Annotated in this window: 6 protein-coding genes; all 6 read right to left on the minus strand. The window is 71.6% G+C overall.

The window, feature by feature from the left end; translation table 11 throughout:
- Positions 1-95 precede the first annotated feature (95 nt).
- Entirely contained in the window at positions 96-13,064 is a 12,969-nt protein-coding gene (locus AC1RAD_RS13630) for a filamentous hemagglutinin family protein (protein WP_492735364.1), read from the minus strand.
- On the minus strand, positions 13,055-13,396 hold the full coding sequence (locus AC1RAD_RS13635; protein ID WP_492735366.1) for a FecR/PupR family sigma factor regulator: 342 nt from the start codon (positions 13,394-13,396) through the stop codon (positions 13,055-13,057). The genes AC1RAD_RS13630 and AC1RAD_RS13635 overlap by 10 nt, the downstream gene beginning before the upstream one ends.
- Before the next feature lie 68 nt (positions 13,397-13,464).
- Positions 13,465-14,457: a FecR family protein gene (locus AC1RAD_RS13640; RefSeq protein ID WP_492735368.1), complete on the minus strand. Its 993-nt coding sequence runs from the start codon at positions 14,455-14,457 to the stop codon at positions 13,465-13,467.
- Positions 14,458-14,468: 11 nt separating this feature from the next.
- Entirely contained in the window at positions 14,469-15,017 is a 549-nt protein-coding gene (locus AC1RAD_RS13645) for an RNA polymerase sigma factor (RefSeq protein ID WP_492735370.1), read from the minus strand.
- A complete protein-coding gene (locus tag AC1RAD_RS13650) occupies positions 15,014-15,739 on the minus strand; it encodes a hypothetical protein (RefSeq protein WP_492735372.1) in 726 nt (241 codons plus the stop codon). The genes AC1RAD_RS13645 and AC1RAD_RS13650 overlap by 4 nt, the downstream gene beginning before the upstream one ends.
- Before the next feature lie 232 nt (positions 15,740-15,971).
- Positions 15,972-17,189 (minus strand): substrate-binding domain-containing protein, encoded by a 1,218-nt coding sequence (locus AC1RAD_RS13655; protein WP_492735374.1) that lies wholly within the window; start codon positions 17,187-17,189, stop codon positions 15,972-15,974.
- Positions 17,190-17,322 lie beyond the last annotated feature (133 nt).

Consider the following 17,322-nt stretch of genomic DNA (forward strand, 5'->3'; position numbering starts at 1 on the left):
ACCCGGACTCTCCGGTGGCGGCAACGGCCAGGCCTGGGACAACAAGGGAAGGAACACGGGCGCCCGTCGGCCGGGGCGCGGGCTCGACGGGGCGTTCAGCGTTGCAGGTTGGCGCGCTCCTCGTCCGTCAGTTGCCGGCTCATCGCCGGCGGCAGGCTGCCACCGCCGCCGAGCACGCGGATCACGCTGCGCGGGTTGTAGTTGGCGGCGGTCGTGGCGGCCTTGGCGCTGTCGACCGGCGCCTGTGCGCCGTTGCTTCCGGTTCCACTGACCGGCTCGTTGCCGAAGCCCAGCACGCGCACCGTGAACACCGACGGCAGCGCCTGGCGCGCCGCCGCGCGTTCGCGCTGCATCGCGTCCTGCGCGGCCATGCCGGCCTGTGCGGCGGCGGCGCTGGCGTTGGTCAGCGCGCCCACGTTCACCGAGGCCACCACCGGCAGGCCGGCCGATTCGCCCTTGACCTGGATGTTGGCCGCATTCACCACCTGCAGCGCGGCCACGTTGACGTTGCCCGACACGCGGATGCCCGCCTCGCCCGCGTCGATGGTGCCCAGCGGCGCGATCAGGTCGACGTCGCCCGGCGGCACTTCGGCGATGGGCGCCAGCGTCGCGATGCCCGCGCCCGAGCTCGGGGCCTGCGGCGACACCTCGACGTTGCCGACGTTGTCGTACACGCGCTTGGGCGGCGTGAACACCACCGTGGTCTTGGCGCCGCGCCCGGCGTTGATGTCGCCCTTCTCCGACCACGCGAGGATGTCGCCGCCGAAGGTGGTCATGATGCGCGACAGCCCGAGCAGCAGGCTGCCCTCGCTGAAGAAGCGGATGTTGCCCTGCCCCTGCGTCAGCACGCCCGAGGTGGCCGGCGGCACCGCGCCCTGCACGCCCAGGATGATGCTGCCGCCCGGCGCGAGCATGTCGATGTCGCCGCCGAACTGCGTGCGCACGCCCGAGCCGCCGTACATGGTGATGTCGCCGTCGAGCGCCGCGCGCATCGGGAACAGCGCGGCGATCATCTCGCGCCCACGCAGGTAGCTGCCCTGGCGCGGACCGTCCGCGTCGTTGTACTCGCGCCCGCCTTCGCGCAGCTCGGCGTAGTACACCTCGCGCAGGAAGATGCGCTGCTGCGCCGGGGCCAGTGCGTCGAAGTACGCGAGCGCCTGCGCGGTGGTGCCGGCGTCGAAGCCGTAGCGCGCTTTCAGCCAGGCGGCCAGCTCGGCCTCGTAGGTCTTCGCGGCCTTGCCCGGCTGCTGCGCCAGCGGCGTGCCGGTTTCGGCGCGGTTCGACGGGTCGAGGTAGCGCGCGCGAATCGGCGCCATGTCCAGCCCCTGCGTCGCCGCCTGCGCGCCCACGCCGGCCATGAGCGCCACCGAGGCGCCGGGCCGTGTGTCGCCGGGCACGATGGGGCCGATCGAGGTGATGCCGCCGCGGTCTTCCTGCCGCAGGTGCCGGCCCGCCGAGACTTCGAGCGTGCCGGGGCCGGCGATGTCGACGTTGGCGTAGAGGATGTCGCGGCCCGCGGAGATCACCGAGACGTCGGAGGGCTGCTGGTGGACGATGAGGTTGCCGCGTGAGGCTGTGCTCTGGAGCTCGCTCGGACGCTCCACCCAGAACGTGCCCGGCGCATCGCCGGTGTTGACGATGTCCCGGCCGGCCTTGATCCAGATCGGGCCCGCGGCGTGGTACCAGGTCGCGCTGCCGTCGGGCAGGGTCAGCGTCTCGCCGGTGCGCAGGCCGACGATGTCGCCGCTGGCCGCATAGAAGCGAACGGGCGGCGCAGCGGCGTCACGGGCCAGCGGCTGCGCTGCCGTGTTCGGGCCGAAAGCGAACAGCGAAGGCCCGAAGAACTGGGAGCCGGAAATGGCCGTCCCCGTGGGCGAGGCGTTGGTGACGAACTGCTTAACCCCCTGCGCGTCGAACTCGGCAAAAAACGCCGGATTGAACGGCGTCGGCAGCGGCGTGCCGGTGCCCGACATGCCCATGCCGAGTTGGCCCGCGTAGATCGAACCGCCCGACAGCATCTCGAATTCGCCGCGTGCGGAAGGCGCCAGGGTCAGCCCGTAGCTCAGTGCCACAGGGTAGTACCGTGCTTGCGGCAGCGCCGCATAGCCGGCGTAGATGTTCCCCGTCAACGCGGCGGCGTGAAAGATGCCCGGATAGACGATCCATGCGTCCGGCGAGGTGGTCTTCAGTGTCGAGTCGGCGCTGTCCCGGCGTGCCATCACGGGCGTCAGGTGCCCACCCGCCGACAGCAAGTCGATCGCGCTGCGGTCGCTCCACAGGCTGAACCAGCCCTGCCCGCCTCCGTCGTAGCCGGTGCCGCCGACACTGAACGCGGAGCCGTTGGGCGTGGGCACGCGCCCGGGGTCTGCCGCGGCACCGAGCACGAGGTCGCCGCGCGTGCTCAGGCGCATCGTCGCGTCACCCGGCAGCAGGTTGATGCCGCCGCGCGCATCGGCAAAGGTCGGGTTGAAGGGATCGATGGCGCGTGTGTCGATCGGGTCGCTCAGGTTGAAGTTGCTCGACAGGTACTGCAGGCCCAGGCTGCCGATCGACGCCGCGCGCACGTCGGTGCTGCCGCGCAGGTTGGCGATGGCGCCGGTGAGCACGAGGTTCTCCGCGGCCCCGTTGAGCGCGCGGTGCGGGTTCAGGGCGCCGGCCACGCGCATGTCGATGTCGCCGCCGCCCGTGAGGGTCAGCGCACCGTCCGCGCCGACGCGGCCGGTGCTCGCCACGGCGAGCACGAGCCCGCCGCTGCTGGGTCTGTCCTGCGAGTTCACCAGTGGCTGCGGCGTGCGCGGTGCGATGGCCCCCGCATCACCGCCCACGCGCACGCTCAGGTTGCCGCCGCCCAGCGTGCCGAAGCCGGTGAAGCCGGCCAGCGTCGGCTCCGTGAACGCACCGGGCACGACGGCACCGCCGATGTAGGCGCCGAAGTTGATCCACCATGCGCCCGGGATCGGGCTGTCGATGCCCGCCGTGCCCGAGCCTTGCCGCCAGAGCCAGTTGCCGGCCAGCACGCTCGATCGTTCATTGGAGACGATGTGGCCCACAAGGTCGCCGCCCGCCGCGATCAGCAGGTTGCCGCCCTGGTCGGGGTACCACGCGCGGTAGGCCGAGAGCGCACCGTTGTAGTCGGTCAGCGGCGACTGCGGCCCCAGCAGGCCGTCGGAGCCGCTGCCGCGCGGGCGGTTGTGGTCCGCCTCGGTCGCGGTGGCCGTGCCGGCCGTGTACACGCCGAAGGGCGAACGCATCCGCAGGTCGCCTGCCGCCAGCAGTTCGAGGTCGCCGGTGCCGGTGCGCAGCACGCTGAAGGCGACGGTGGTGCTCGGCGAGCCGATGGCGACCGGATCGCCACCGCCGCCGGGCATGCATTGCTCTGCACTGACGTCGCACCAGAAAAGTTCATCGGGTGATACCGGTGTGCCGGGTGGATGGCCGAACCAGTTGCCCGGCGCCCAGACCATGCCACCGGGCGTTTGGATCGTGAACTTCAGCACGCTGTGCGCGTCGGCCAGTTGCAGCGCCGCGCGCGAATCCGGCCGCGTGGCCCGGCGGTCGGCTGCGCCGAGGTCGGCGCCCGCCACCAGCTGCAGGTCCCACGAAGTGGCGCCTTCGCCGAGCATCGGGGCGATCGCCCAGTTGCGCCCCTGCACGCCGCCGTCGCCCGTGGGCCGCAGCTGCACCGGCGTGTTGCCGGGCAGTTCCAGCGAGGTGTTCGACGGAATCAGCGCGCCGCGCGCGAGCTGCAGCGGGCCGGCCATGGTCATCTCCACCGGCAGCTCCACGCCCTTGGGCCAGGTCAACGCGCCCACCGAGGCCGGCGAGCGCAACGCCGTGCCGGCGCTCAGCCGCGTCTGGGGCGGCAGCGTCACGGCGGTCGCCAGCACCGCGCCGGCGGCATGGGCCAGTGAGCCATCGGGGCCGTAGATGTTGGCCGCGACCACGGTGCCGGCCGGCAGGCTCCACGGCGCTTGCAGCACCGCGTCCACGGGCAGCACCGTGCCGGCGGGCAGCGTGGCGGGGTTCACGGCCACGCTGTAGTTGAGGGTGGCGCCCGCGGGGAAGCGGGTGCCGGTGTCGAGCGTCACGCCGTCGATGGGCACGACGACGTCGCCGCCGGCGTAGCGCCCTTCGGCGAGCATCCAGCCCACGTCGTCCGGCGTGGCCGGCGGCGGCGCGAAGCCGTCGTTGATGCTGCCGTGTACGTTGAGTGCGCCGGCCGCGCGGATCACCAGCTTGCCGGGTTCGCCGAAGCCCCGCCGTGCCGGATCGCTGCGGTCGGCCGAGGGGCCATAGCGGTAGCCCGACAGGTCGAGGTCGCCGTCCACCGTGAGGTCGCCGTTCGGGTTGTTCAGTCGGTCGCTCACGATCTCCACGCCCGGGCGCAGGTGGTAGCTGCCCAGGCCTGCGAGGCGCGCCGACAGCGAGGCGTTGCCCAGCGCCTTGTTGATGAAGTCGACGCTGTGGCGGTCGATCTCGATGAGGAAATCCTGCGTGATCAGTTGCGGCCGGTGGCCCGTCACGTCGGGCGTCGTGGCCAGCGGCGCGTCGTCGTAGGTGCGGAAGGCATTCACCGCGACGGTCTTCGCGCCCGCAATGGCGGGCGTGCCCTCGACCGCCACGGCCACGTCGTCCGCGCCGATGCGTGGTGCATTGAGGTCGAGCGTGCCGCGCGCGCGGCCGTCGTTCTGCCCGGCGCGGGTGCCCATGGCCACGTCGGTGCCGGCGCGCAGGTCGATGCGTGCGCCGTTGCCCAGCGTGAGCGTGCCGTCGCGGCTCGTGAGGTCGACCACGGCGCGGTTCGGGCTGTCGATGATGCGGCCCACACTGTCCACGCGCAGGCCGGTGCCGTGCGCATCGAGCGTGCCGTTCACACGCAGGTCGCCCGCCGCGGCCAGCCGGATGGAACCGACCTGCACGCCGCTCGCGTCGATGCGGCCGTCCACGCGCAGGCTGCCGCCGTCCAGCGCAATGGACACCTCGCGCGCCTTCACGCCGTCGCCCACCACGAGGTCGCCCTGCTTGATCTGGAAACGCCGCGCGCCGAACACGCCGCCTTCGTTGAGCCGCAGGTTCAGGCCCGCGAAGTCGGACAGGGTCCGGGCGCGCACGGTCAACTCGCCCGCGTCGTAGGGCACCAGCGTGCCGCCCGCGTCGTAGCTGCCGCTGGTGGCGCCGCGCAGCGCGCCGTCCAGCGTGACATGGCCGGCGCCCTCGCCCAGCGCCACGGCCTCGATCGTGCCGCCGCGCTGGCGGCGCGCCGACACGTCGATGAGGCCGCCCGCCGCCTGCGTGATGTGGCCGGCCGCGCTGGTCATCAGCAGCTCGCCGCCGGCGCTGTCCTTCGCCACCTCGAACAGCGTCACGGTGCGACCCGACAGGTCGATGCGCGAGGCCGTGCCGAGCGTGACGTTGTCGGTCGCCGCCAGCACCAGCCGGCCGGAGGGCAGCACGATGCTGCCCTCCAGCCCGACGCGCTTCCCCCTGAGTTCCAGTGTCGCGCCCAGCGCGTCGCTCGTGCCCGGTGCCACGCCTTCGGGCACGGCCACGGTGATGTCGCCGCCCGCGGTGATCCGCATCGTCGAGGCCGCCTGCCCCGTGAGCACCGGCGCCACCACCGCGAGGTTGCCGCCTTCGTAGGCATAGCCCTCGCCCGGCGTGTAGGCGCCCTGGCGCTGGTGCACCGCCAGCGTGCCGCGACCGCTCGAAGTGACACGCTCGCTGGCGTTCAGCTTCACGTCGGCAAAGCCCAGCGCCAGACGCGCATCGGTGGCCTGGCCGCTGGGCTGTGCATACGGGCCGTGGCCCAGCACGATGGTGCGGGCGCCGATGTCGAGCGTGCCCGCGCCCAGCAGGTCGGCCATGGCCGCGCCGGGCACGGCATCGGAGCCGGACCAGACGAACTCGCCCGCCCGGATGGCTGCCACGTCGCCCGCCGCGCCATAGCCATGGATGGCCGGCGTGCCGAACACCAGCCGGTCGAGGCCGCTGGCGTCGAGCTTCACGGCGCCGAAGATGTTCACGGCGTCGCGCGCGTTGAAGATCAAAGTCTCGAGCGCCGGCGCGCCGATGGCGGTGTTGCCCGCCAGCAGGCGGTCCAGCCGCGCCTGGTTCAGCGCCAAGCCCAGCGGCAGGCGGCCGTTGGCGCCTGCGGTGGCAATGGCGGCGTCCTCGCCGAGGTTGACCGCCGCCACCGCGAGCGACAGGTTGCGCGTGCCGTAGGACACGTTGTCGGCCAGCGTCAGCGCACCGTTCGTGGCGATGGCCAGCGTGCCCTCGGACACCAGCTGCGTGGTGCCGCTGCACGAGGCTGTCACGCACTGGCCGACATGGAGGCCGACGGAATACGGCACATCGGCCGGCGGCGTACCCAATTGCAGGTTCAACCAGCCGTTCGACAGCGCCAGCACCGACATGCCCGTGAACACATAGCCCGCGCTCGAGTCGAAACCCGACGCCTTCTGGCCCAGGGTGCTGAGCGAGGCGCCTTCCTCGATGACGATCTGCTGCTCACCCACGAAGCCGGGACTGCTCGCCAGCACGATGTCGCCCGCCGACAGGCGCGCGCCGCTGCGCACCACCAGGCTGCCGTCGCCGCCGATCGTGGCCAGTCGTCCTTTCTGGCCGTACTCGACGAAGATGCCTCCATTGAGCACCAACCGTGGTGCATGCAGCTTGCTGAGTTCGTCGGCCCGCACCGACGAACCGGCCAGGCCGGTGGCGGCAGTCTGCCCTTCGGCCAGCACCTCGCCCAGCCCGCGCACGTTCACCGTGCCGCCGAAGCCGTCGGTGCCGGGCGCCGCGTCCAGGCGCACCTGGCCGTCGAAGGTGAAACCCAGGCGGTTCGTGTCGGTGTCGGTGGGCTTGGCCAGGAAGACGTCCAGCGTCTTCGCGTCGACCGTGAGCATGCCGCGCGCAAAACCCTGGCGCGCCGCGTCCGCGCGCATGAACGTGTTGTAGTCGGTCTCGCGGTAGCTCGAATGCGCGCGCACCTGCGTGCCCGGCGTGAGCACCAGGCGGTTCGGCAGCGTCTCGCGAATCGCGGTATGGGCCACGCCCAGGTAGCCGGGCGCGACATACGAGCCGTTGCCCACCCCGGTCACGCCCGCCAGGCCGATGCGGTCGCCCGCGCCGATCTCCACGCGGAAGGCGCCGGGCAGCAACGCATAGGTCGAGGGCATCAGCGTGTAGGTCCCGGCCGGAAGGCCGGGCACGCCGGCCGGAAGGGTGACCTGCTGCCCCACCGCCGGTGTGCCGAAGCCCGCCTCGGGCGCCACCGGCGCATAGCTGGCCGCGCTGCCGGGGACGATGGCGTACACGCCGCTGCTGCGGTCGCTGTAGGCGTTGAAGGGGTTCGCGTTGGCGAGCGGCGTGGCCAGCACGTCGACCGAGCCGCCCCGGCCGGTGGTGAAGCCCGCGCCCGACAGCGTGCCGCCGCCGGACAGGTCGAGCAGCGAGCCGGCCTGCGCGTCGACATGGCGGGCGTTGAAGCCGATGCCGCGCCCGACGATGGCTGCACCGACCATGCCGCCCGCTGCGTCCTGTGTCACGGCCAGCCCGCCGTAGCGATAGATCAGGCCGTCGACCGTGCCGCCATAGGGCATCTGCAGACCCGCACCGCTCACCGAGGTTTCGCTGCCTGCGAGCAGCGTCACCCGCTCGGCCACTTCACCGCTGTTGGTGTTGGAGCCCAGCAGCAGGCGCCCCAGCGGCGCGCGCACGATGCCGCCCTGCTCGATGGTCTCGGCGCCGAGCCTCAGGCTGCCGAACGCCGAGTACGGCATCGCGACCTCGCCATCGCCCTGGCGGCGGATCGCCAGCACACTGCCCTCGGCAAAGCGCGGTGCCTCGCCGGAGGCGGGGTCTCGTGGCATCACGCCGGCCAGGATCTGGGCCCCAACACCTGTCGCCGGATAAACCTGCGCGGCAGTCAGCGTCATCCGGCCGCTGGTCGACAACTCGGTGGTGGACTCGCTCGAGAGCCCCTCGCTCTGGCCGCCGCCCAGCAGGCGGATGTCGCCCCGGCTGCTGATCTCGACGTCGCCGAAGCCGCGCCGATCCACCGTGTAGCGTGCCGTGCCCAGGTTGACGTCGGCGTGAGCGCCGAAGCCGACCCGGTCGCGCACGTCGATCAGGTCGGCAGAGACAGCGAAGGTGCCATCGCCCGCCTGGGTGGAGGGGCCTTGTGCCCAGCCGGCTTCGGGCATGACCGAGCCCTCTGGCATCTCGATGGGGGCGGGGGGTCTGCGCACACCCGCAAGCCGCACATACGGTGCGCTCAGCGACACCGATGTACCCGCTGCGGCCGTCTCGCTGTGGGCATAGGACGCCGCGTAGAAGCGCAGGCTTTGTCCCAGGTTCAGCGTGACGCTGCCGTCGAAGCTCAACGGTCCGTGAACCAGCAGCGACAGGTTGTCGAAGCCCCCGGCCTCGATGCGATCCACGCCGATCCGGCCCGTACCTGTGCGCAGAAGTTGTCGTGCGTCGAACCGCGAGGTCGCCGTCGCGAGCGGGCTGTCGCCTTGCGTCTGGGCCAGCACCATCTCGCGGTGCCGCAGCAGTTCGCCCGTGGTGAGCGCGCCCGGATAGACCGCCGATTCGAGCGCAACGGCCAGCGTGCCACCTGCAGCGCCCGCGCCGCCCGCCGCCGCACGCAGCGTGCCGTCCAGGTAGAGGCCCTGGCTCGACGAGAGGACGATGGTGCCGCCATTGCTCGCCACCGGCACCGGCGAGGTCATGCCGCGCGGCCCGCCCGCGCCGGGATCGAGGTCCGCGCGCGTGCCCGACGCATCGAGCAGCGCGCCCGGTCGAACCACGACGAAGGCTTCGGGCGCCCGGGTCCTGCTGCCCTGCTCCCAATCGAATGCGCCACCGATGCGGATCGTGCCGCCATCGGGCACCTGGCCGTAGGCCCGACCGAAGTTGTCGTGCGCCACCGCGGCCCGCGCCGAGGTGTCGAGCACGGCGCGCTCGCCGATCCACACCAGCCCGGGCTGGCCCGGACTGCCCGTCTGTCCACTGCCGGGCAATCCGCTGCCCTCCACGCTGATAGTGCCGCCCGGCGCGCGCAGCAGGCCGTCGACCGTGATCTCCCGGCCGCGCAGGCTGATGGACTGGGCCGGGTCGACCGTAATTTCGGCCCCCGGGCGCACATCGACCGGCGCCCGCGACACCGTGGCAACACCACTGTCGACGGCCGCATGCAACTGCAGGCTCGCACCGCCGCGCTGCGCGAGCACACCGCGCACCGGGTCTTCGGTCCACAGCGGCGGCATCCACGGCGCCAGCGCGCGATCGGGCTCGCTGCCGCCTGCAACGGTCTTCGCGTCGGGCGCAAAGCGGTAGACCGGCATGCGCACGTCGAGCTTCGCGCCGTCGGCCACGACCATCCCGAGGTGTCCGTTGATGTCGTAGCGCGAGAAGCCCGACTGGAAGATGCCGCTGTCGATACCGATCTGCGCCAGGGCCGTGACGGGTCGGTCGAACACCGTACCGGCCGCCACCCGCGTGCCGCTCGCAACGATGAAGTCGGCAGGGGCCACCTGGCCCGTGGGGACGGTGACCATGCGTCCTTGCACACCGACTCCGTTCGGAAAGATCGCAGCCGAAACGACGTAGTCGATGGGGAAGCCCTCGGGGCCGATCATTCCGACGATCTTCGCCCCTGCAGGCACCGTCTGGGGTTCCCGGGGATCGCCCCCGGAGTACGACCTGAAGCGCTGGATCGAACCGTTCACGATCGCCTGGACGCTGAACGCGACCGCGGCGGCGCTGCGAGGCAGCACCCAGTCCGCGGCGATGGTGACGGCGTTCGTGTCGTTGTCGAGAAAGAGCGGCGCCGACCCCATCGCTTCCCCGGGGCGCGCGCGGGTGCGCTCGTACTGGTAATCAACCGGCAGGATGCTGCCCGCGACCACCTTGTAGTCCTCCAGCAGGATCAGGTCAGTGGCCGCGCGCTCGCCGAGCGCCTCGCCACCGATCACCACGCCCGTGCCTGACGCCATCCGCAAGGTGCCGCCACCGCTCACGCCGTAGCCCCGGATGTCGCCACCCGCATGCAACAGGCCGTGGGTCGCCACCGTGGCATGGCTGTCCGCCAGCAGGTCCACATCGCCGCCGCGCCCGCCGCGTGTCTTGCCGTTGGCCAGCACCGCACCGCCCGACGACACATCGATCAGCGAACCCGCAGCCAGGTCGATCGCGCCCGTCGTGCGGATGCGCACCGCGCCGCCGTCGAGGTACGGCAGGCCGCTGCTGCCCGACGGGTCCATCTGCAGGTTGCTCCACAGCCCGCGCGCATCGAGCGTCACGCCGGGCGCGACGCGCACGCCGATGGCCTCGGGCAGCGTGCCCTCGGCCAGCGGCAGGTTGACATCGCCCGGTCCCCCGACGTTGGTGGCGCTGCGCACCACGTTGCCCAGCATGATCTGGCCGCCGCGCGCCGTCAGGTCGCCGCGCACCGCCACCGTCGTCGCGTGCAGCGCGATGCGCCCGCCCGGTGCCACGCCCAGCGCGCCGTCCACCGCGATCTCCTTGCCGGCCACGGCCACGAGCGCGCCCAGGCCGAAGCCGCTGAGCTGCCGGCTGTCCAGGCGCAGCGCTTCCTTGTCGGCGGCGGGCAGCGGGTCGCCGGCCCCGAGCCTGGCCGTGTCGGCGCCCGCCGCATCGTCCGCGAACACGATGCGATCGAGCGTCGGCACCAGCTGGCGAAAGATGCCCACCGCACCTTTCGCGGGGTCGTCGTTGAAGCCGACGATCTGGTCGTTGCCGAGCGTGAGCTGGCCCGCGCGGGCCGCCGCAGCGTGCGACTGCGCGTAGCCGTCGAGTGCCGCGTCGCTCTTCGTGCCCTGCCCCGGCCCTTGGTAGGCGGTGGCCGTGATGTCGCCGCGCAGCACCGCCGCGCCCGTCGCCACTTCGAGGCGGCCCGCGTCGCGGCCCACCGTGTAGCCGTTCTCGAGCCGTTGCTGCGGGCCGATCAGCGGGTTGTAGAAGTAGCCCGTGGTCTTGTCGCCCCAGCGCTTGTGTTCGTCTTCGAAGCCCTTGTAGACGCCGGTGTAGACGATGTCGGCCGGCGCGCTCGACGCCTCGTACAGCCGCCCGTCGCGGCCCTTGAGCCAGCTCTGACGGATCACGCCGGTCTGCACGTCCAGCGTGCCGCCCGAGAGGTTGATGTTCGAGCCCGCCTGCGTCACCACCTCGGCACCCGTGAAGACCACGTGGCCGCCCTGCGCCGCCCATTCGCCGATGCCGTGGCCCTGCAGGCCCAGGTAGCCGCCCACCTCCAGCAGGCCGCCCGCCGTGTACCAGCGCTCGCCGTCGTAGCCGCCGGTGCCCGCGGCCACGCGCGTGAGCTTGCGCCGGTCGATCCACACGTTGCTGTTGTTGAGCATCGTGGTGTCGCGGTTGACCGGTGCGTCGCGCTGCTCGTTGCCCTGGATGTTGATCTCGACGTTGTTCGAGGCCATGGCCACCCGCACGCCCACGGCGCCCGACACGTCGAGCCGCGCGCCGTCGGCCACGGTGCTGCGCCCGCCCTGGCGGCCCGCGCTCACCGCGATCTGGCCGCCGGTGGCGAGCGTGGTCGACGCGCCTTCGAACAGCACGCCGCCGCCCGAGACGATCTCGATGCGCGACAGGTCGCGCCGGTCGTTGAGCTGCGAGAGGTTGTCGAACGCGCCCAGTGCGGCGCTCCGGCGCAGCACGTCCTGCCTGGCCGACTCGTTGATGAGTGCGCTGCGCTGGCTGTCGAGCGCCGTGCGGCCGTCCTGCGTGTCGAGCAGCACCGCGTTCAGCGCACGCCCGGTGACGGTGACGCTGCTCTTCGCATCGGCGGCCGACGCCAGCAGATGGATCGTGCCGCGCGTGTCGACCGTGGTCGTGGCCAGCGCCACGCCGTCCTGCACCACCTTTCGGCCGGCCAGCGTGATGTCGCCTTCAGGCGCGCGCAGCAGGCCGGTGTTGCTCACCTGCCCCGCCGTGCTGTCGGGCAGGAACTGCGGCGCGACCTCGTTGCCGCGCGTGGTCGAGAAGGTGTTCTCGGCCGTGCCCTGCCCCGGCCGCACGATGAAGAAGTCGCCCGCCGCAAGCTGCACCTGCCCGCGCGGCGTGGTGACGGTGCCGGCGTTGTGCACCTCCTTGCCCATCAGCAGCACGTAGCCGCCGCCCTGCGTCACCGAGGCCGGCGTGCGCGTGGTGAGCTGCGCGCCCGCCTCGACCTTCACCGCGCCCTGTGCATCGGTGAAGCTCGGCGCATAGCCTTCGCCCGCGCGGGCGCTGTGGATGCCGCGCGCCTTGAACTGGTCGTCGCTGATGTGCGCGGCGGCCGCCACGAGGTTGCGCGTGTCGGTCTGGCTCGTGCCGCTGAACACGATGCCGTTGCGGTTGGCGATGAGCACCGTGCCGTCGGCCTTGATCTGGCCCTGGATCTGCGACGGCCTGGCCTTCGGGTCGTTCACGCGGTTGAGCGCGGCCCAGTCGGCCTGCTGGCGGAACTCGACCGTGGTGTTGCGACCGACGTTGAAGGTCTCCCAGTTCAGCACCGCGCGGTCGCCGGTCTGCTGGATCGCCACGTGCGTGCGGCCATCCGCCGACGGCGTCTGCTCGGGTCTGTTGGCGTTGTGCCAGCCGGCCGTGAGGCTGTTGGTGTCGACCGCGAGCCCGCCTTCGGTGAGACCGTCGGGCACCGACGACGGCGTGTTGCGTGCGGCTTCACGCGCCGCCACCTGGGCCGCCTGCTGCGCCGCGATGGCCTGCGCAGCGAGGTTCAGGTTGCTGATCGAACGCTGCAGCTGCGCGTTCGCCTGCTGCTGTTGCAGCCCCGGGTTCGTGAGGCTCGACGCCGGCATGCCGTTCGGCAGGCGCCCGCTCTGGACTGCCCCGGCCTGCGCCGCGCCCTTATCGGCGAACCAGGCGGGGCTGAAGGCCTGCCGTGCCTGGGCCACGCCCATCGCACCCGCGGTGGCCAGTGCCAGAGCCAGCGCACGCGCCAGCGGCGTGAGGCGCAGCTCGCCCTCGGTCGAAACGGCGCGTCGGCGCGAAGAATGGGCGTGCGGATTCAGGACCATGATGAGCGGGAGCGAAACGGCGCGAAGGGAGAAACGGCGGGATCGAACGCCGCCCGGGATCCCGGACGGCGCACGGACACATGGATGTCGCTCGCCGCGCGGGCGATCGACGGGAATCGAGGGGCAGGCAACGGCCGGGTCTGGCAGGCCGCGGGCAACAGCAACTGCCACAGCGCGAAGGCCTCGCGCCAGGCCCGCGCATGTGCCGCGCTGCGTGCACACCAGCCCGCAAGCGCCTGTGCCTCGGCCTCGCTGCCATGCAGGCGGTTCAGGCGCACGACCCAGGCCAGCGCTTCGTCGCTCAGGCAGGTGTCATGAGGCGTCGGTTGCATACCCCATGACGAGCCTGCGCGATGCAACCCGTAAATTTTTTGCAGGCTGCTCGCGGTGTGTCAGAAATTCAGCTCAGCAGCACGATGCCGCCCGGCAGGCTGCGCAACTTCGCGCCGTACAGCTCGCGGATCATCGCCAGCGCGTTGTCGATGCTGCGCAGCGACAGCTGCATGCGCACCGCCACGCGGCCCAGCGCTTCGTTGCGCAGGATGATCCGGCCCGGCCGGTAGCGGTTGATCTCCGCGATGACCTCGGCCAGCGGCGTGCCGTCGAACGACAACACGCCCGTGCCCCAGGTGCTCACGTTCGCCAGGTCGGCGCGCACCACCTCGTGCAGCCCGCTGGGGTCGTACACCACCTGCCGGCCCGCCTCGACCGAGCGCTGCTGCCCGTTCACCGACACCAGCACGCGGCCGTCGAGGCAGGTCACGCAGACTTCGGGCCCGGTGTGGCGGATGTTGAAGCGCGCGCCGCGCGCCTGCAGCCGACCGCCACCGGCTTCGACGAACAGCTCGGCCTCGCCGGCCGTCGCGATCTCGGCTTCGCCAGCGACCAGCGCCAGTCCGCGCGCGCCCTGCAGGCGGTTGATCTGCGTCTGCGTGTTCATGCGCACGCTCACGCCCTCGCCCAGCGCCACCTGCCGCTGCTCGCCGGTCGCGGTGCTGTAGTCGGCCGTCAGCTCACCGACCGAAGGCCACAGGCCCAGCGGCGGATCGACCGCGAGCACGCCCGCGGTCACCGAGGCCGCGACCGCACCGCCGAGAAAGGCACGGCGCCCCGGTGAATGCAGCGCGTCCGACAGCGCCGGCCAGAAGCGGTAGGCCCGCGTGCGTGAGCGTGCGGCTTCGGCCTGTCGTGCTGCTTCTTCGGCCAGCAGCGGATCGAGCGCGGACCACACGCGCATCAGCTCGCGCCAGGCCTGTGCATGCGCGGCACTCAGCGCCGCCCACTGCTTGAAGGCGTCGGCATCCGCGCGCGTGGCCTGGCCCGAATGCAGGCGCGCCCACCAGGCCCGCGCCTGGCGCTCCAGCATGCTCGTTTCGGTATCGGGGGAAGACATGGCGCTCATCATCAGTTGTGTCTCGGCCCGGCAAAGTGGCCGCGCTGCACCGCGTCCACGTCCGGCAAATGCTTCTTGCAATAGTCCAGCGCCGCGCGCAGTTCTTTCTCGACGGTGCTCAGCGACACCTCGAAGCGCAGCGCGATCTCGCTGTTGAGCAGCCCCTCGACCCGCGCGGCCACGAGGATCTCGCGGCGCCGCACCGGCATGCGCGCCAGCACGTCACTCAGCGCCTGCACGTCGCTGCGCGCGCTGGCGATGCGCTCGGGGTCGCCGGTTTCGTCCACGAGGTGCACCAGCGCGTCGATCTCGCCGCGTACCAGCAGCACGCTGTCGCGGCGGTAGCCGTCGGTCGCGATGTTGGCCGCCATGCGCAGCAGGTAGGCGTCGGCGTTGTGCACCGTGCCCGCGTCGCCCATGGCCGCGAGCCGCAGCCAGGTTTCCTGCATGGCGTCGGCCGCGTCGTCGCGCGAACCGACGATGCGTTCGAGCTTGCCGCGCAGCTCGACATAGCGCGCGACCATGCGCGCGCGCAGCGTGGAGGCCAGGCTCTCGCTCATGGCGCCACCGGCGGCGTGCAGTCGGTGCGCGCGCCCGGCCCTTCCGGCAGCAGCAGCACCACGAGCGGTTGCGGCAATGACGGCGGTGGCGGCGCGCCGACCGACAGCCGCTGCACCTTGAACCGCACCGCGGCATCGCGGTCGGGTTCGCCGGTGGTGCTCAGCAGGCGAAAGCGGTCCACCGCGCCGCGCGCGTCCAGGTGCAGCTGCAGCGCGAGGCGGTAGCTGCCCGGCCGCGTCTGCGTGGTATCGCACAGGGCACCACGCAAGGCGTGCTGGACCTGTGCGGCATAGGCTTGATGCAAGACATCCCCTTCGTTGAAACCCGACCCCTCCAGGCCCGCCGCTTCCGGCGACAGGCCCGCCTCCTTCGGCCCTGCGGCGGCCTCGCGGATCACCACCGAGCCCGCGTTCGCATGGCGCGCCTCCATGCCCGTGCCGGCCAGCATCGCTTCGAGTGCCTCGGCCGCGCTCAGCGTGCCGCGCACCGCGCCCGACAGCCGCTGCGCGTGCTCGCCGTCGATCAGGATGTCCAGGCCGGTCATCCGGCTGTAGACATCGAGCGCATCGCCCAGCCGCTGCGGTGCGATGTCGAACACCCGGCGCGCCGCCGATGCCGCCTTGGCTGCCGGCTCGGGTGGCTGCTGTGCCTGCACGCCCACGCCCCAGGCCAGGCACCCGATCAGTGCCAGGGCACGGACCGATGCCGCGTTCGCTCTCATACCGGTGGGACGCACAGGCTCCTGGGTGACTTCGTTCTTCCGCGCGCTCAGGACTGCGGAAGGCCGTGGTCACGGTAGTGATCGACGGTGACGCACGCATGACATTCATTCGTTCTGCTCCGCCGCGAACAGCGAAGAGGCCCCGGGAGCGGCCGCGCCGAAGCGCAGCCTCTCCACGGGGCCTCCGGTCGGCGAACGGGCGAAGCCCGTTCAGGCCGAGCCGATCAGCAACTTACGGACGGCCCTTGCCGTTGCAGACACCGGCGAAGCCGATGCTCAGCGGGCTGGAGGCGTTCAGGAAGTTGGCGGCGATGGCGGCCTTCCAGTTGTTGTTGGCGGCCGGCGGGGTGCCCGGCGACGTGCCGTTCGGGATCACCACGAAGTTGTGGGTGGTCTCGATCAGCGTGTCGTGGGTCGTGCCGGTCAGTGCGGTCAGCAGGTCCTTGACCCGCGTCTGGATCGCGGCATTCTTGTAGCACTGGTTCAGCAGCAGGTTGGTGGTCCCGAAGATCGGGTACTCGGTACCGGCGACCGGCATCACGTAGTTGGGCACCCACTTCAGCGGATCGTTCGCCGGGCCGGTGGGCAGCACCTGCTTGGCGAGCGCGTTGCGGATGGAGCTGGCAACCGGCAGCACGTTGTTGATCTTCGCGACGAACGCGTTGTCGGCGCCGGTGTAGTCCGGATCCGGGCTCAGGTAGCCGACGCGGCTGTCGGTGGCCAGGGCGGTCTTCACGCCGCTGCTGCCGGTGGCCGAAACCCAGTGTGTGGGAATGACGTTCGCCGGCGAGAGAGCGCCGCCCACCACCGTGGCGAAGTTATTCGACACCGTGAAGCCGGCGCCCGGGCAGGCGGCCACGAGGTAACGGCTCAGCAGTTCGGTGGTGCCGCTGGAGTCAGCGCGGTAGATGACCTTCACCGTGGTGGCATCGGTCGTACCGCGCACCTCACCCCAGGTCTTGCCACCGGTCTTGTTGCTGAAGACGGCGCACATCTTGGCGTCGGGAAGGTTCAGGTCGGCGATGCCGGCGCGCTTGTAGGGGATGAGTACCGAGGTGGCCACGGCGGGCACTTGGATCATCGGGCCCCAGCCGGTGGCACCGGCGGCATTGGCGTTATAGGTCGACAGCTCGCCCGAGCTCAGCGCGGAGTCGCTGCCGGCGAAGTGCACGGACTGGCCGGTGGCCGGCCAGTTGGCGCCGTTGAGCACCGACTCATTCTTGAAAGCGGAGGCGTTGTTGCTGACGAAGCCCGTCTTGCCGGCGCCGCTGCCGGTGCCGGTGTAGCTGAAGTTGGTTTGACCCACGCCGCTGGGCAGCAGATCGTCATAGAGCAATTCGGGCAGGGTCGCACCGCCGCCGACGGCGATCTGGGCGGAAGCGGCGCCGGCGGCCACGAGGGCCGCCATCATCACGGCCGACAGGGCGACCGACTTGAACTTTGCACGCATGGAAACTCCTTTGAAGGGACCAGAAAATTTGACTCGTGTCGCCTGTGCAGCGACAGGATCGATGGTGCGTTCGCGAGGTGACAGCCACCCGAAAAAAGCTCGGGAACACGCACCCGTGAATGCGTGCGAAACG

The organism is Variovorax sp. GW823-FHT04B03 (genome assembly GCF_058796495.1).